18 protein-coding genes are annotated in these 16,058 nt (G+C 62.8%); 9 read left to right on the forward strand and 9 right to left on the reverse strand.

Annotated features, from left to right (window positions below; genetic code table 11):
- Positions 1 to 130 precede the first annotated feature (130 nt).
- On the forward strand, positions 131 to 550 hold the full coding sequence (locus CKW13_RS03680; protein ID WP_095107150.1) for a hypothetical protein: 420 nt from the start codon (positions 131 to 133) through the stop codon (positions 548 to 550).
- Positions 551 to 640: 90 nt separating this feature from the next.
- Here CKW13_RS03680 and CKW13_RS03685 read toward each other — a convergent pair whose 3' ends face one another.
- Positions 641 to 1,753 (reverse strand): enoyl-CoA hydratase/isomerase family protein, encoded by a 1,113-nt coding sequence (locus tag CKW13_RS03685; RefSeq protein ID WP_095107152.1) that lies wholly within the window; start codon positions 1,751 to 1,753, stop codon positions 641 to 643.
- A 132-nt stretch (positions 1,754 to 1,885) separates the two neighbouring features.
- On the opposite strand from CKW13_RS03685, the gene ung reads away from it, so the two are divergent.
- Positions 1,886 to 2,581 carry a uracil-DNA glycosylase gene (gene ung, locus CKW13_RS03690; protein ID WP_095107154.1) on the forward strand — a complete coding sequence of 232 codons (696 nt, stop codon included), beginning with the start codon at positions 1,886 to 1,888 and terminating at the stop codon, positions 2,579 to 2,581.
- 9 nt (positions 2,582 to 2,590) lie between these two features.
- Here ung and CKW13_RS03695 read toward each other — a convergent pair whose 3' ends face one another.
- The 5 genes from CKW13_RS03695 to CKW13_RS24690 are packed head-to-tail and all read right to left on the reverse strand — an operon-like array spanning position 2,591 to position 6,796.
- The gene (locus tag CKW13_RS03695) at positions 2,591 to 3,619 is read right to left on the reverse strand and encodes an AbrB family transcriptional regulator (protein ID WP_095107156.1); all 1,029 of its coding nucleotides are present in this window, start codon (positions 3,617 to 3,619) and stop codon (positions 2,591 to 2,593) included.
- Positions 3,612 to 5,126: a tripartite tricarboxylate transporter permease gene (locus CKW13_RS03700; protein WP_095107158.1), complete on the reverse strand. Its 1,515-nt coding sequence runs from the start codon at positions 5,124 to 5,126 to the stop codon at positions 3,612 to 3,614. The genes CKW13_RS03695 and CKW13_RS03700 overlap by 8 nt, the downstream gene beginning before the upstream one ends.
- Position 5,127: 1 nt before the next feature.
- On the reverse strand, positions 5,128 to 5,586 hold the full coding sequence (locus CKW13_RS03705; RefSeq protein ID WP_095107160.1) for a tripartite tricarboxylate transporter TctB family protein: 459 nt from the start codon (positions 5,584 to 5,586) through the stop codon (positions 5,128 to 5,130).
- Positions 5,587 to 5,645: 59 nt separating this feature from the next.
- Positions 5,646 to 6,623 carry a tripartite tricarboxylate transporter substrate binding protein gene (locus CKW13_RS03710; protein ID WP_095107162.1) on the reverse strand — a complete coding sequence of 326 codons (978 nt, stop codon included), beginning with the start codon at positions 6,621 to 6,623 and terminating at the stop codon, positions 5,646 to 5,648.
- Positions 6,624 to 6,667: 44 nt separating this feature from the next.
- Positions 6,668 to 6,796: a hypothetical protein gene (locus CKW13_RS24690; RefSeq protein WP_256576518.1), complete on the reverse strand. Its 129-nt coding sequence runs from the start codon at positions 6,794 to 6,796 to the stop codon at positions 6,668 to 6,670.
- Positions 6,797 to 7,021: 225 nt separating this feature from the next.
- On the opposite strand from CKW13_RS24690, the gene CKW13_RS03715 reads away from it, so the two are divergent.
- Together CKW13_RS03715 and CKW13_RS03720 are read left to right on the forward strand one after the other, a co-directional pair.
- Complete coding sequence (locus CKW13_RS03715) at positions 7,022 to 7,693, forward strand: response regulator (protein WP_095107164.1); 672 nt, start codon at positions 7,022 to 7,024, stop codon at positions 7,691 to 7,693.
- The gene (locus tag CKW13_RS03720; protein WP_095107166.1) at positions 7,686 to 9,074 is read left to right on the forward strand and encodes a sensor histidine kinase; all 1,389 of its coding nucleotides are present in this window, start codon (positions 7,686 to 7,688) and stop codon (positions 9,072 to 9,074) included. Before CKW13_RS03715 ends, CKW13_RS03720 begins: the two co-directional genes overlap by 8 nt.
- Here the strand turns inward: CKW13_RS03720 and CKW13_RS03725 are convergent.
- Both CKW13_RS03725 and CKW13_RS03730 read right to left on the reverse strand, forming a co-directional pair.
- Positions 9,071 to 9,892, reverse strand: a complete 822-nt coding sequence (locus CKW13_RS03725) for an HDOD domain-containing protein (protein ID WP_095107168.1) — start codon at positions 9,890 to 9,892, stop codon at positions 9,071 to 9,073. The two genes, CKW13_RS03720 and CKW13_RS03725, sit on opposite strands and share 4 nt — an antisense overlap.
- Before the next feature lie 36 nt (positions 9,893 to 9,928).
- Positions 9,929 to 10,870 (reverse strand): folate-binding protein YgfZ, encoded by a 942-nt coding sequence (locus tag CKW13_RS03730; RefSeq protein ID WP_095107170.1) that lies wholly within the window; start codon positions 10,868 to 10,870, stop codon positions 9,929 to 9,931.
- A gap of 149 nt (positions 10,871 to 11,019) precedes the next feature.
- Between CKW13_RS03730 and CKW13_RS03735 the strand changes: the two genes are divergently transcribed.
- Positions 11,020 to 11,274 (forward strand): succinate dehydrogenase assembly factor 2, encoded by a 255-nt coding sequence (locus CKW13_RS03735; protein ID WP_095107172.1) that lies wholly within the window; start codon positions 11,020 to 11,022, stop codon positions 11,272 to 11,274.
- Positions 11,258 to 11,710, forward strand: coding sequence for a protein YgfX (locus CKW13_RS03740; RefSeq protein ID WP_095107174.1), 453 nt, complete (start codon positions 11,258 to 11,260; stop codon positions 11,708 to 11,710). Before CKW13_RS03735 ends, CKW13_RS03740 begins: the two co-directional genes overlap by 17 nt.
- Here the strand turns inward: CKW13_RS03740 and nadB are convergent.
- Entirely contained in the window at positions 11,679 to 13,295 is a 1,617-nt protein-coding gene (nadB, locus tag CKW13_RS03745; RefSeq protein WP_095107176.1) for an L-aspartate oxidase, read from the reverse strand. The two genes, CKW13_RS03740 and nadB, sit on opposite strands and share 32 nt — an antisense overlap.
- A gap of 563 nt (positions 13,296 to 13,858) precedes the next feature.
- Between nadB and rpoE the strand changes: the two genes are divergently transcribed.
- The 3 genes from rpoE to CKW13_RS03760 are packed head-to-tail and all read left to right on the forward strand — an operon-like array spanning position 13,859 to position 16,031.
- A complete protein-coding gene (rpoE, locus tag CKW13_RS03750; RefSeq protein WP_003172477.1) occupies positions 13,859 to 14,440 on the forward strand; it encodes an RNA polymerase sigma factor RpoE in 582 nt (193 codons plus the stop codon).
- A 32-nt stretch (positions 14,441 to 14,472) separates the two neighbouring features.
- Positions 14,473 to 15,057, forward strand: a complete 585-nt coding sequence (locus CKW13_RS03755; protein ID WP_095107178.1) for a sigma-E factor negative regulatory protein — start codon at positions 14,473 to 14,475, stop codon at positions 15,055 to 15,057.
- An 8-nt stretch (positions 15,058 to 15,065) separates the two neighbouring features.
- Positions 15,066 to 16,031, forward strand: a complete 966-nt coding sequence (locus CKW13_RS03760) for a MucB/RseB C-terminal domain-containing protein (protein ID WP_095107180.1) — start codon at positions 15,066 to 15,068, stop codon at positions 16,029 to 16,031.
- Positions 16,032 to 16,058: the final 27 nt, after the last annotated feature.

Raw genomic sequence — 16,058 nt, forward strand, 5'->3', positions numbered from 1 at the left:
TTGTATTCGGGTGTTGCTGAATGGCACCAGATTCCGTTTTTGTTGTCAGATATTTCGTCAGTCGGTGTATTTGCCGGCTGACGCCAACCAGCGTCGCTGGCATGGCCCATCAGCGGTCCAGGAGGCCGCCATGTATCGCCGAATTCTTCTGATTGTTGTGCTGGGTCTGTCTCTTGCTGCGTGCACGCCTTACTACGATGGAGGGTCGACGTACTACCGTTCCGAGGTCTACAGCACGCCGGCACCGGCCTATTACTACGGTGGCGGGAGTTACTACCAGGATCGCAATCGCTATTACAGCCCGGCCCCGCGTTATTACTCGGCGCCTCGTTATTACCAACCGGCTCCGCGCTACTACCAGCCTGCACCACGGATGGCCTACCGTGCCTACCCCAATCGCGGCTGGGACCAGCACCGCGGCCCGCGGGGTGACTATCGCGGGCGCGATGAGCGCGCCGAGCATGGCAACCGCGGCCACGACAGAGGCCACAACCGCGGCGAGCGTGATGGGCGGGGTGATCGCGGTCATCGTGGCGGGCACAACCGCTGAGGCTTGTCCTAGCCTATTACCGTTACTTAAAGCGTTGAGCCGGAGGGGGCGAGCTTGCTCGCTCCCTCCGTCGTCTTGGGGTCATGAGCGTCAGTACTCAGATAAATCCGCCAGCGGATGCCTGCCTTCCCAAGCCTTGTGAAAATGCGCCTCGATCACGGCTGGGGGAATGCCGTTGATATCGGGCCAGTGCCAATGGGGCGTCTGGTCCTTGTCGATCAGCCGGGCCCGCACGCCTTCGCTGAACTCGGGATGACGGCAGCAGTTGAGGCTCAAGCTGTATTCCATCTGGAATACCTGGGCCAACGACAAATGCCGTGCCCTGGCAATTTGCTCCCACACCAGATGCGCGGTCAGCGGGCAGCCTTCGGTCATGGTCTTGGCGGCGCGGGCCAGTAGCGGGTCGGGGTGGTCGCCCAGTTGGCTGATGGCCCGCCAGGCACCTTGCACGTCGCTGACATCCAGCCATTGATCGATCTCCCCACGCCGGGCCAGCCACTGGCCGGCGGGCACCTGTGCGCTGGCTTCTTGTTGCAGGGCCTTGAGTAGGCTGTTGAGCTGTACGGGCGTCTGTTCCTGCCAGTTGAGTTGCAGCAGCCCTTCGATCAACGCTTCCTGTTGTTCATCCAGCAAGAAGCGGTCGGCCAGGTCCAGGTCGAGGGCGTCGCGGCCGTTCAGGTGCGCGCCGGTCAGGCCGAGGAACAAACCGAGCTTGCCGGGCAGGCGCGAGAGAAACCAACTGGCACCCACATCCGGGTACAGGCCGATGCTGATTTCCGGCATCGCCAGGCGACTGCTGGGGGTGACGATGCGGATGTTGGCGCCTTGCAGCAGCCCCATGCCGCCGCCCAGCACGTAGCCGTGGCCCCAGGCGATCAACGGTTTGGGGTAGGTGTGCAGGCCATAGTCGAGGCGGTACTCGGCGGCAAAGAATCGCGCAGCCAGGGGCGGCACTTCACCGGGCTGGGCGCGGCAGGCTTGCACCAGGCTGCGCACTTCACCGCCCGCGCAGAAGGCCTTGGCGCCGTTGCCGCGCAGCAATACGCAGACGATTTGCGGGTCCTTGGCCCAGGCGTCCAGGCGTTCGCTCAAGCCCAGGATCATCGGCAGGGAGAGGGCGTTGAGGGACTTTTCGGCGTCCAGGCTGGCGATGCCGATGCGTGCGCCGTCGGTGCCGGTCAGCTCTTCAAAGTGCAGGTTCATCGTGACCTCAATCGGGAATTTGAGCGTTCAGTATGATCGCTGTGTAGGAAAGTGCCGGTTCTGCGTCAGATCAATTGACAAGCGCTGTGAGCTTTCCTAGGGTGCCGCCATTGTTTTTTCTGGACCCTTGCCATGACTTCCGACGACCGCATCAAACTGGAACCGAGCTGGAAGGAGGCCCTGCGCGCCGAGTTCGACCAACCCTATATGGCCGAACTGCGCGAGTTTCTGCGCCGCGAACATGCCGCGGGCAAGGAGATTTACCCGCCGGGTCCGATGATCTTCAATGCGCTCAATTCCACGCCTTTGGACAAAGTCAAAGTGGTGATCCTCGGCCAGGACCCCTACCACGGCCCCGGCCAGGCCCATGGCCTGTGCTTTTCGGTGCAACCGGGCGTACCGGCGCCGCCGTCGCTGGTCAATATCTATAAAGAGCTCAAGCGCGACCTGAACATCGACATCCCCAGCCACGGCTACCTGCAAAGTTGGGCCGACCAGGGCGTGCTGATGCTCAACACCACCATGACCGTGGAACGGGCGACCGCCAACGCCCACGCGGGCAAGGGTTGGCAGTTTTTTACCGACCGGGTGATCGAGATTGTCAGCGAGCACCAGCCGCACCTGGTGTTCTTGTTGTGGGGCGCCCATGCCCAGAGCAAGCAGAAACTGATCGACGCCACCAAGCATTTGGTGCTGACCTCCGTGCACCCGTCGCCGTTGTCGGCCTATCGCGGTTTTCTCGGCTGCGGGCACTTCAGCCGCACTAATAAGTACCTGGAGCAGAATGGCGAGGCGCCGATCGAGTGGCGTTTGCCGCTCGTCGTGTGAGGGTTTGGCTCAGTCCTGACGGTTCCAGTGGCGGAACAGCGGCTCGGCCAGAAACAGCACGAACAACAAGCGCATGACCTGCATCGCAGTGACCAGAGGCACCGACAGTTGCAGGGTTTCGGCGGTGAGGCTCATTTCCGCAATACCGCCGGGCATCATGCCCAGGGTCAGGGAGCGCAGGTCCAGGTGGGTCAGGGCGCTCAGGCCCAGGGCTGCGAGGGTGGCGATGAGCATGGTCAGCGCCGTGCCGACCAGGGTGCGGCCCATGAACGACGGGGCGCGGCGAAAAAACTGACGGTTGAAGTGGCAACCCAGGCCACTGCCGATCAGCCATTGGCCGACTTGGCTGCCGCCGTCGGGCAAACCGATGTGCAGATCCCAACCGATACTGACCGCCGCGCTCACCAGTAACGGCCCGAACAGCCAGGGGTTGGGCTGGCGCAGGCGTTGCCAGAACCAGGCGAGCAGGGCGCCCGCCGGGAACAACACGGCCAGCCAGCGCCAATCGACAGTGGCCGGGTGCAGCAGCGGTACGCCGTCACCCAACAGGTACTTGAAGGCAGCCGGCACACAGAGCACCACCACCAGTACCCGTAAGCTTTGCCCCGCGGCGACGCGGCTGAGCACGGCGCCGTTGCGGGCGCCGAGGTTGACCATCTCGCCGGAACCGCCCGGCATGCTGGAGAAGAACGCAGTGGCGCGGTCTTCGCCGGTGCGGCGCAGCAACCAGACCCCGACCACGCTGGACAGGCTGGTCACCAACGCACCGAAGAAGATCAGGCCGAAGTGGCTCATCACCTGCTCGATCACCACCGGGGTGAAGTGCAGGCCAATGCCGATGCCGACAATCCATTGCCCGCATTTGCGCCCGCCGGGAACTTCCGCCAACTGCCAGGGGGTGAGGCAGCGCACCAGGATGATCGCCAGCAACGAACCGACCATCCACGGCAGCGGCCAGCCGACCAGGCTGGCGAGGTAGCCGCCCGCCAGGCCCACCAATGGCGTGCCCCACCAGGCTTTAAAGGCCCGCTCAGACATCGGCGATAAGGCGCCGTTGCAGGGCGCGTTTGCGCCAGATACGCAACAGCGGCACCAGCAGCATGATGGCGGTCAGCACCCAGACCCCAAAGGTGATCGGGCTCGACCAGAGGATTTCCAGCGCGCCGTCGGAAATTGACAGCGCCCGGCGCAGGTTCTGCTCCATCAGCCCGCCGAGGATGAACCCCAGCAGCACTGGCGAGAGCGGGAAATCCAGCTTGCGCAGGATGTAGCCGAAGATGCCGATGGCCACCATCAGGAACAGGTCGAAAGTGGTGGCGTGCACGGCGTAGACGCCGATCCCGGTAATGATCGCGATCACCGGCACCAGCGCCCAGTTCGGTACGGCGAGGATGCGGGTAAAGAGGCGGATCATTGGGATGTTGAGGATCACCAGCATGATGTTGGCGATGAACAAGGAGGCGATCAGGCCCCAGACGATGTCCGGTTGCTGCTGGAACAACAGCGGGCCGGGGGTGATGTTGTACAGCGACAGGGCGCCGATCATCACCGCAGTGGTGCCCGAGCCCGGTACGCCCAGGGTCAGCATCGGCACCAGCGCGCCACAGGCCGAGGCGCCGATGGCGGTTTCCGGGGCGGCGAGGCCGCGCATGTCGCCTTGGCCAAAAGTGCCCTTGGCGCCGGCGATGCGTTTCTCGGTCATGTAGGCCACGGCGCTGGCCAGCGTCGCGCCCGCACCGGGCAACACGCCCATGATGAAACCCAGGAGGCCGCAGCGCACGTTCACCGCGAACACCGCCGAGGCTTCCTTGAGGTTGAACAGCATCCGCCCGGTGGCCTTGACCGCTTCCTGGCCACGGTGGGTTTTCTCCAGCAACAGGAGGATTTCGCTGATGGAGAACAGGCCCAGCACCAGCACCACGAACTGAATGCCGTCGGTGAGGTGGACATTGTCGCCAGTGAAACGGTACACACCGCTGTTGGCATCGATCCCCACCGTTGACAGAAACAGCCCGATTAGCGCCGCGATAAAGGTCTTGAGCGGTCGATCACCGGCCATGCCCCCCAGGCAGACGATGGCGAACACCATCAGCACGAAGTATTCCGCGGGGCCGAAGGCAATCGCCCATTTCGCCAGCAGCGGGGCGAACAACACCATGCCGCAGGTGGCGATGAATGCGCCAATGAACGAGCTCCAGGCCGACAGTGACAGCGCCACACCGGCCATGCCTTTGCGCGCCATCGGGTAGCCGTCGAGGGTGGTCATCACGGTGGAGGCTTCGCCGGGGATGTTGAGCAGGATCGAGCTGATGCGCCCGCCGTACTCGCAGCCCAGGTACACGGCGGCCAGCAGGATCAGCGCCGACTCCGGCGGCAGGCCGAGGGCGAAGGCGATGGGGATCAACAGCGCCACGCCATTGATAGGGCCCAGGCCTGGCAACAGGCCAACCACGGTGCCGATCAAGGTGCCGCACAGCGCGGTGACCAGGTTGTAGGGGCTCAGCGCCACGCCGAAGCCCTGGCCCAAGTAGCTGAAAGTATCCATATCAGTTCTCCAGGACGGCCAGCAGGCCCAGGGGCAGCGGCACGTCCATCAACGTGTCGAACAGCAGGTAGAGGCCAACGCTCATCAGGGTGGTCACCGCGATGGCAGGCAGCCAGCGGCCGCCATACAGGCGCGCCATGGGAATGCCGATCAGCATGCTGCTGAGGATGAAGCCCAGGGGCTCGAACAAGCTGGCGAAGATCAGCAGCAACGCGACGCACAGGCCGATTTTTTGTAGGGTTTCGCGGTCCAGAGGCGGCTCGTCCTCGCTGTGCACGATGGGTGTGGGGCGAAACAGCATATACAGCAGCGCCAGGCCCATCAGGCCCAGCATCAGCAGGGGAAAGGCCCTTGGGCCGACAGGTTCGTAGGAAAAAGCCGCCTGATAAGGCCAGGCCATGAGGGCCAAACCCAGGCACGCCAACAGCAGTGCGCCGGCGAAGATGCGTTGTAACAGCATGGGGAACTCCTGGGCCGCGCGCCCGTTGCTCGGGGCGCGCGGCCGCTAGAAAGAGGCGATCACTGGATCAGGCCGAACTCTTTGGCCAGGACTTTGTAGTCGGCGACCTGCTTTTTCACGTAGGTGTCCAGTTCCGGGCCGGTCAGGGCGAATGGGAACAGCTCGCGTTGGTCGCGCAGCGTGGCGAAGTCAGTGGAGGCCAGCATTTTGTCGAAGGCGTCTTTCCACCAGGCGTAGTCTTCGTCGCTGACTTTTGGCCCCAAATAGAAGCCGCGCACCACGGGCCAGACGATGTCGTAGCCCTGCTCCTTGGCGGTGGGAATGTCTTTCATTTCCGGTTCGTCCAGGCGTTGTTCGGCGAACACCGCCAGCAGGCGCATGTCGCCGCTCAGGATGTGGGGCATGGAGTCGGAAATATCGGTGCTACCGACCTGGATGTGCCCGCCCAGCAATGCGGTGGCGATCTCGCCGCCGCCTTCGAGGGCCACGTAGCGCAGGTCGCGTGGGTTGATCCCGGCGGCCTTGGCGATTAGCGCGGTTTGCATCCAGTCCTGGCTGCCGACGGTGCCGCCGGAGCCTATCACCACTTTGCTCGGGTCTTTTTTCAGGGCCTGGACCAAATCGTCGAGGCGCTTGTAGGGCGAGTCGCTTCTCACCGCGATGGCGCCGTAGCTGGTGCCCACCGCTGCGAGCCAGCGCACGTGGGTTTCATCGAAACGGCCGAACTTGCCCTGGGCCAGGTTCAGCAAGGAGCCGCTGGACCAGGCCACCAACGTGCCGGCATCGGCCGGGCGCTGGGCCACCACCGCGTTATAGGCCACCGCGCCCACGCCGCCGGGCATGTAGGTGACGCGCATGGGTTTGCTCAGGAGTTTTTCGTTGACCAGGGCGCTTTGCACCAGTTTGCAGGTCAGGTCGAAGCCGCCGCCGGGGGAGGCGGGGGCGATACATTCCGGGCGCTTGGGTTCGGCCAGCAACTGGCCGGTAAACAGCAGGCAACCGACGGCCAGGGCACATTGACGCAGGGATAGGGGCATGGTGGTCTCCAAGGGAGTTGTTGTTATGGGTGTGACGGGGCTTATCAGAGCACAACGCTGTAGCTGACCAGCAGGCGCATGTCATCGGCGCCGCGGGATGAACAGAGGGAGCGGTAGGTGGCGTTGCGCAGGAATCGGGTGGGCGGACGAAGACGGGGCTGTGCTGACCGCATCGTGGAACACTCCATTTATTGTTCTTATTGTCGAAAACGCATCGGGGCGTTTTTCGGGGAACTACGCTTGACCGCGTACCGCGGCCGAAACTGTCCGTGGCGGGACTCTAGCGGGCCAACCTTTCGCTAACCTTTCAGGTTTTTTTTGCCTTCACAGCCTCGGATGCGCCTGTAAACTCCGCGCCCAAGAGTGGCGCCGACCCTTCCTGAATGAGGTACAGATCCATGCGTGTCCTGCTCGTCGAAGACCATCTGCAGTTGGCCGAAAGCGTCGCCCAGGCCTTGAAAAGCACCGGCCTGACGGTGGATGTGCTGCACGATGGGGTGGCCGCCGACCTGGCCCTGGGCAGCGAGGACTACGCGGTGGCAATCCTGGACGTGGGCCTGCCGCGCATGGATGGTTTCGAGGTGCTGGCGCGCTTGCGCGCCCGGGGCAAGAACCTGCCGGTGCTGATGCTCACCGCCCGCAGCGACGTCAAGGACCGGGTCCACGGCCTCAACCTGGGGGCCGACGATTACCTGGCCAAGCCGTTTGAACTCACCGAACTGGAAGCGCGGGTCAAGGCGCTGCTGCGCCGAACCGTGCTCGGTGGCGAACGCCAGCAACGCTGCGGGGCGTTGGTCTATGACCTGGACACCCGGCGCTTCACCCTGGGCGAGGAACTGCTGACCCTCACTTCCCGCGAACAAGCGGTGCTCGAAGCCCTGGTTGCCCGCCCGGGCCGGGTGATGAGCAAGGAACAACTGGCTTCCCAGGTGTTCGGCCTGGACGAAGAGGCCAGCCCCGACGCCATCGAAATCTACGTGCACCGCTTGCGCAAGAAACTCGATGGCCACCCGGTGGTTATCGTCACCTTCCGGGGGCTTGGCTACCTGCTGGAAAGCCGCGATGCATAAGCCCAGCAGCCTGCGTTGGCGCTTGTTGTGGAACCTGGCCCTGCTGCTGGTGGTGTTGATGGTGGCCAGCGGCTTGAGCGCCTACTGGAACGGCCGCGAAGCGGCGGACACCGCCTACGATCGCACCCTGCTGGCGTCGGCGCGGACCATCGCTGCGGGCCTGTCCCAGCGCGACGGCAGCCTGAGCGCCGATGTGCCCTATGTGGCCCTCGACACCTTCGCCTACGACAGTGCCGGGCGCATCTACTACCAGGTCAACGACATCCACCAGAAACTTATCTCCGGCTACGAAAACCTGCCCGGCCCGCCACCGGGTACGCCGCGCACAGATGATTACCCGGCCCTGGCACGCTTCTACAACGCCACCTATCAGGGGCAGAACGTGCGGGTGGTGAGCCTGCTCAAGGCCGTGATCGAGCCGAACATGAACGGTATGGCGGAAATCCGCGTCGCGGAAACCGACGAGGCGCGGGTGAGCATGGCTCGCAGCCTGATGGCCGACACCCTGTTGCGTCTGGGCATGCTGGCCATGGGCGCGCTGCTGTTGGTGTGGTTTGCCGTCAGTGCCGCGTTGCGCCCATTGGAGCGCTTGCGCACGGCGGTGGAAGAACGTCAGCCCGATGACCTGCGGCCACTGCCGTTGGTGCAGGTGCAGCATGAGCTGTGGCCTTTGGTGCGGGCGCTGAACCACTTCACCGAGCGTTTGCGCGGGCAGTTCGAGCGCCAGGCGCAGTTCATCGCCGACGCCGCCCACGAGTTGCGCACGCCCCTGGCGGCGCTCAAGGCGCGCTTGGAGCTGGGCCTGCGTGCCAGTGACCCGCAAACCTGGCGCCTGACCCTGGAAAGCGCGGCCCAGGGCACGGATCGCTTGACCCACTTGGCCAACCAGTTGCTGTCCCTGGCGCGGATCGAAAACGGTGCGCGGGCGATTGCCGAGGGCGGTGCCCAGCGTCTAGACCTGAGCCAATTGGCGCGGGAACTGGGCATGGCCATGGCGCCCCTGGCCCATGCCCGGGGTGTGGCCCTGGCGCTGGAGGCCGATGAGCCGGTGTGGTTGCTCGGCGAGCCGACGCTGCTCAACGAGTTGCTCAGCAACCTGGTGGATAACGCGTTGGCCCACACGCCTGCGGGTGGCAACGTGATTTTGCGCGTCGCCGCACCGGGTGTGCTGGAGGTGGAGGACGATGGCCCGGGCATCCCCCGCGAGGAACGCGGCCGGGTGTTCGAGCGCTTTTACCGACGCAGCGCCCAAGGCGCCGGTTCGGGCCTAGGGCTGGCGATTGTCGGGGAGATCTGCCGCGCACACCTGGCGCAAATCAGCCTGCACGACGGTGCGGGGGGCGGGCTGAAGGTGCGGGTAAGTTTTATTGCTGGCGCCTAGTAAAACATCGACCGGGATTCTTCCAGGTCGAGGCACAAGGCGGGGTTGTCCAGGTCAAGGTCCAGTTTGCGGAACGCCGGAACTTCCTGCAGGTCGAGCCGCGCCAATGGGTGCCGGGTGCCCCGGTGGCAGTAGAGCGTGGCCACTTGCACCAGGTCGACGTAATCCAGTTGCAAGGATTGGCGGGTGAAATCCTGGTACAGGCCGGGCAGCTTCACCAGCCGTTCCGGGAATTCCCAAACACTGAGCAGTTTGTCCCCCAGCAACGGGTGGATGTGTTCGATCACGTGGTTGAGGCTGACCGGGTCGGACAGCAGCTCATAGTGGTCTTCGGCGTAAGTGAGAATCGGCAGCACGCCGATTTGGTGTACCAAACCACCGAGGGCCGCTTGGTCCGGCATCAGTTGGCTGTGGCTGCGACACAGGGCGTAGCTGACGCCCGCCACTTCCAGGCTGCGGCGCCAGACTTCGCGCATTTTCTGCTCTACCACCTCGGAACGGGCGTGGAAGATCTGCTCCATCACCAGGCCAATGGCCAGGTTGCTGCTGTAGTTGACGCCCAGGCGCGTGATCGCGGTGTGCAGGTCGGTGACTTCCTGGGTGGCCCGTAGCAGAGGGCTGTTGACCACTTTGATAAGGCGTGCCGACAGGGCGGTGTCGCGGCCGATCACTTTGCTCAGGGTGCTGACGCTGATTTCCGGGTCTTCGGCGGCCTTGCGTATGCCCAGGGCCACCTCCGGCAGTGTTGGTAGGACCAGGTCATCGTTGTCGATGGCGGCCACCAGATCCCGTTGGACTTTTTCTGCCAGCTTGCTCATTTCTGCTCTCTAGGGTGTTGCAAAAAGGTGCTGCGCTTAACGCTGGATTTCACGGTCGCGATCCAGAGAGTAAGGCAGGTCGAGCAGGTGCAGAGCCGGGCCTTCGAGGGTGGCCAGGTGAATATCGCCCGCTTCAGCGGCTTCGGCCTGTAGCACGGCCAATAGTTCCATGCCGGTTGCGCTGCGTGCGGCAATTACCACTTCACCGATGGAGCTGGCGTGGCTGGGCGCAAAGAGCGGCGTGCCGGGCTCGGGCAGGACGCTGGCGTCCAGGGCCAGGCGATAGAGGCGGCGCTTGAGTTTGCCCAGGTACTGCATGCGCGCGACGATTTCCTGGCCGGTGTAGCAGCCCTTCTTGAAGCTCACGCCGCCCACGGCTTGCAGGTTGAGCATCTGCGGGATGAACAGTTCGCGGGTGGCGGCCATGACCTGGCCGATGCCGGCCCGCACCTGCCCCAGCAGCCAGGCGTTGAGATCGCCCTCGGGCAGGTGGGTGGCGAGGGTCTGGTGCAACGCCTCGGCCTGTTGCGCCGCCGCCCACAACTCGGCGCGGGCTGGGGAGACGCGCACGGCGATCAAGCCATTAGCGCGGACGACGGCGTCAGTCTCGGCCGGCAGGTCCAGGCCCAGGGCGCGCAGCGCGGCATCGCCGTCGTTCAGGCCAAAACGCACCCAGGCAGCGCTTTCGTCGGTCAATTTGGATTTGGAGAACACGGCGTATTTCTTCAGGTCCGCCAGTTGTGGCTCCACCAGCTCGCGGGCCATGGCCAGCAGGCAGCCATCCCCTTCAAGCAGGATGCGAAAGCTCGATTGCATGCGGCCCTTTTGCGTGCAGCGCGCGCCCAGGCTGGCGTGGCTTTGGCTCAGGTAATCGAGGTTGCAGGTTAACTGGCCTTGCAGGAACTTGGCCGCGTCCGAGCCGCGAACAGCCAGGACACCTTCATGGGACAGCGTGCAGAAAAAAGCGGAATCGGCCATGGGTCATCGCAGGGTAAAAAGTCTGGGGCACATCATAAGGGGGCGCCCTGGAAATGGGTAGTTTCCAAAGGATCGGCGGTGGCCGACCAAAGCCGACTGGCCCTGGCCATTACGGGCTGTATACTTGCGCCCTATTTGAGGAGCGTTCCATGGTCGAAGACGTTGAACTGAATCGCCTTTACTGGCACAGCCGCCGCGGCATGCTTGAGCTGGACGTGTTGCTGGTGCCGTTCGTGAGGGAGGTTTACCCCCATCTGAACCAGGTTGACCGCGACTGCTACGTCAGGCTGCTCGAATGCGAAGACCAGGATATGTTCGGCTGGTTCATGGAACGCAGCGAATCCGAAGACCCCGAGTTGCAGCGCATGGTTCGCATGATCCTGGACCGTGTTCAGCCCAAGTAATCACTTTGAGTGCCGCTGGCATGCCTCACGGTACCTGCTGGCGGCCTATCTCCTGGCCCAGCTGTTCGCGCTGGGTTCGTTGTTTGCCCTTGATATTGGCGGTTGGGCACGTCTGGCCGCTGTCGTGTTGTGCCTGGGCCACGGGGCCTGGACCCTGCCACGGCATATCCTGCTGACCCATCCCACAGCCTTCTGCGCCCTGCGTCGTGACGCTGACGGCTGGCAACTATGGAACGCCGCCGATGGCTGGCAGGCCGTGCAATTGCGCCGTGACAGCCTGGCGCTGCCGATGATGGTGGTGCTGCGTTTTCGCTTGCGCGGCCAGCGCCGGGTACGTGCGGTGTGTGTGCCGCGCGATGGGCTGGCGCCGGAGGTGCATCGGCGCCTGCGGGTTCGTCTCAAGTTCAGTCGGCGTAGGTGGGCGGCACCAGAATAGTGTCCAGGGCCTGTTCCAGTTGGTTCGGGTAATCGAGCGTGTAGTGCAGCCCGCGGCTTTCCTTGCGTTCCATGGCGCTGCGGATCATCAGTTCTGCTACCTGGGCGAGGTTGCGCAGTTCGATCAAGTCCCGGCTGACCTTGTAGTTACTGTAGAACTCGTCGATCTCATCGAGCAGCAAGCGCACCCGGTGCTGGGCCCGCGCCAGGCGTTTGTTGGTGCGCACGATGCCTACGTAGTCCCACATGAAGCGCCGGAGTTCATCCCAGTTGTGGGCGATGATGACGTCTTCGTCGGAATCGGTAACCTGACTGGCATCCCATGCCGGCAGGGTGTCAGGCGCGCCGATCCGGGGCAGCTGCTCGACAATGTCGGCCGCTGCCGAGCGGGCATAGACAAAACACTCCAGCAGCGAGTTGCTGGCCATGCGGTTGGCGCCGTGCAAACCGGTGAAACTGGTTTCGCCAATGGCATACAGGCCGGGCACATCGGTGCGGCCCTGCTGGTCCACCATCACACCGCCGCAGGTGTAGTGCGCAGCGGGCACCACCGGGATGGGTTGGCGGGTGATGTCGATGGAAAATTCCAGGCAGCGCTCATAGACGGTGGGGAAGTGGTTCTTGATGAAGGCTTCGGGCTTGTGGCTGATGTCCAGGTACACGCAGTCGATGCCCAGGCGCTTCATCTCATGGTCGATGGCGCGGGCCACGATATCCCGGGGCGCCAACTCGGCGCGGGGGTCGAAACGCTGCATGAAGCGCTCGCCGTTGGGCAGCTTTAGGTGGGCGCCTTCCCCTCGCAGGGCTTCGGTAATCAGAAAACTCTTGGCCTGCGGGTGATACAGGCACGTGGGGTGGAACTGGTTGAACTCCAGGTTGGCCACGCGGCAGCCCGAGCGCCAGGCCATGGCAATGCCATCACCGCAGGCACCGTCGGGGTTGCTGGTGTAGAGGTAGACCTTCGCCGCGCCGCCAGAGGCAAGCAGGGTGAAGCGCGCGCCGTAGGTGTCCACTTCGCCAGTGCCACGGTTGAGCACATAGGCGCCCAGGCAGCGGTCACCGTCGCGGCCCAGGCGTTTTTCGGTAATCAAGTCCACGGCGACCCGTTGCTCCAGCAACTCGATGTTCGAGCGCTGCCGGGCTTGGGCCAGCAGGGTCTTGAAGATCGCGGCGCCCGTGGCGTCGGCAGCGTGGATGATGCGCCGATGGCTGTGCCCACCTTCGCGGGTCAGGTGGAACTCGAAACCGCCGTCCTCGGTGCCGGATTGTTCGTCGCGAGTAAACGGCACGCCTTGATCGATCAGCCATTGGATGGCTTCGCGGCTATGCTCGACGGTGAAGCGCACGGCATCTTCGTGGCACAGACCGCCGCCGGCATTGAGGGTGTCTTGGACATGGGATTCGACGGTGTCGGTGTCATCCAGCACGGCGGCGACACCGCCCTGGGCCCAGAAGGTCGAACCGCTGGCCAGGTCGCCCTTGCTCAGCACGGCAATGCGCAGGTGGCCGGGCAAGGTCAGGGCAAGGCTCAAACCGGCAGCGCCGCTGCCAATCACCAGAACATCGTATTGAAACTGTTGGCTCATTTCAGGATTCCGCTCGATGCGACCCGGGTCGGGGTTGGCGCAAGACACCTGGAACGGCGAGTCAAGACAGCCACACAGGCGACTAGTATATAGAGGGGTGGATCGGCACAATAGCCGGGCGTTCATGGCATTGTGAAACTACCGTGACAGGTACTATTAGCTGGCCGGGTCTAAAGGCTGCTGCTTTCACGAAGAATTCCGCCCTAGGCGAATATCGACGATGAAGGGCGCTTTTTCCCGACATGGTTGCACAATGTTCATCGAAGGCGGTTATAACGCTGGGAACTTTTACTGTGCCGTCAGGCTCAATAGAAGGTTGCCCGTAGGAAAGGGATAGCGTCGGTTATTGCGGGAAACGGGTGAACCGGTTCCCGGAAAAGGGTCGACGACAAGATTATTCGCGCAGCCGGCCATGCCCGAGCTGCGTTTTTCGTGTGTGCCAGATCAGAGCTCACAGGAAACTTGCTTGGAGGGGGAGAACTTTTGCGAAAAGCCCGAGTCTATGTTTGCAAGTCCGGTCATTTGGTAATGCAAGCCTCCTCTGAGTTCATCGAGGAGTGTTCATGCTAACCCAGGAAGAGGATCAGCAGCTGGTCGAGCGCGTACAGCGTGGCGACAAGCGAGCGTTTGATCTGCTAGTGCTGAAATACCAGCACAAAATTCTCGGGTTGATCGTGCGATTTGTGCACGACACCCATGAAGCCCAGGACGTTGCACAAGAGGCCTTTATCAAGGCTTACCGTGCGCTTGGTAATTTTCGCGGCGACAGCGCCTTTTATACATGGCTGTACCGCATCGCCATCAATACGGCGAAAAACTATCTGGTTTCCCGCGGTCGCAGGCCGCCGGATAGTGATGTCAGTTCTGAAGATGCGGAGTTCTATGATGGCGACCATGGTCTTAAAGACCTTGAGTCACCGGAGCGGGCCCTGTTGCGTGATGAGATCGAAGGCACAGTCCATCGAACTATCCAGCAATTACCAGAAGATTTGCGCACAGCTTTAACTTTGCGTGAATTCGACGGTCTGAGTTACGAGGACATTGCAAGCGTCATGCAATGCCCAGTGGGTACCGTGCGCTCCCGGATTTTCCGCGCTCGGGAAGCCATCGATAAAGCCCTGCAGCCGTTGTTGCAGGAAAACTAAAGACAGCGGCGACAGCCAAGAGAGGAACCGCCATGAGTCGTGAAGCCCTGCAGGAATCGCTGTCCGCAGTGATGGATAACGAAGCGGACGAACTGGAATTACGTCGGGTATTGAATGCCTTTGACGAGACTGAAACCCGCGATACCTGGGCTCGTTATCAGGTTGCACGGGCAGCCATGCACAAGGAGTTGTTGCTCCCTCGCATGGACATCTCGGCGGCTGTCTCCGCAGCCCTGGCTGATGAAGCCGTGCCGGCCAAGGTTACTCGCGGCCCGTGGCGCAGCCTGGGTCGTCTGGCGGTTGCCGCGTCCGTGACGGTCGCTGTGTTGGCAGGCGTGCGCCTGTACAACCAGGACGATATCGCTGGCGTCGAATTGGCCCAGCAGTCCCATCAGGCAACTCTGGCCGCACCGCAGGTCAAAGGTCCGGCAGTGTTGGCAGGCTACAAGGAAAGCTCCGAGGTCGCAGGCCCCATGACCAACGGCGTGATGCAGGCTCAGCCGCAGGATCAGCGCGTGCCAGGTTTCTTGCGCCAGCATGCTCAGCAGGCGGCCCTTAAAGGGACTGAAAGTGCATTGCCTTACGCTCGTGCGGCCAGCCAGGAAGTCGCTAAGTAAGGAGGCGCATGCGCGTTTTACCTCTAGCGGCAACGATGCTTTTGCTGAACGGCTGGCTCATCGAGCCAGCCCATGCCGATGAAGCTGCGCAATGGTTGAATCGTCTGAGCCAGGCGCAGCGACAGCAGAGTTTCCAGGGGACTTTCGTTTACGAGCGTAACGGTAGTTTTTCTACCCACGAAATCTGGCACCGCGTCCATGATGGCACCGTTCATGAGCGTATGCTCCAGCTCGATGGCTCCGCGCAAGAAGTGGTGCGAGTCGGTGGCCGTACCCAGTGTGTCAGCGGTGCTTTTATCTCTGGGTTAGGGGCGGCGCCTGAAGCGTCTGCCGAGGCCTTGGATCCGCAAAAACTTAAGAAATGGTACGACCTTGCCGTCATTGGCAAGTCGCGTGTCGCTGGGCGCGCGGCAGTGATTGTCGCCCTGACGCCCAAGGATCAGCATCGTTATGGCTTTGAGCTGCATCTGGATCGGGAAACCGGCTTGCCGCTTAAGTCGCTTCTACTGAATGACAAGGGGCAGTTGCTCGAACGATTCCAGTTCACTGGGCTGGACACTGACGACATCCCCACCGACGCACAGCTGCAGGCTAGCCGTGAGTGCAAGTCGGTAGCGCTCTCCACCGATCAGGTTGCGGCCGCAAACGTGGAGCAAGCCTGGCGTTCAGACTGGCTGCCGGCAGGCTTCGAGTTGGCCAATAGCAGTGCGCGTATTGATCCTGAGACCAAGACCACCGTCAGCAGTTTGATGTATGACGACGGCTTGGCGCGCTTCTCGGTGTTTCTTGAGCCGGTGAATGGCGCTGAGGTGATGGATACGCGGGTGCAGTTGGGCCCTACGGTTGCGGTCTCTCGGCGTTTAGCGACGTCTGAAGGGGAAGTGAGAGTGACCGTCGTGGGCGAAGTGCCGATGGGTACTGCTGAACGGGTTGCGCTCTCGATGCGTTCCAACACATCTCTCCCCAAGCCGTGAATTTGCATATGGTGCTCATCAAGCGGT

Origin of the sequence: Pseudomonas sp. Irchel 3E20, from assembly GCF_900187645.1 — a bacterium.
Classification (GTDB): Bacteria; Pseudomonadota; Gammaproteobacteria; order Pseudomonadales; family Pseudomonadaceae; genus Aquipseudomonas.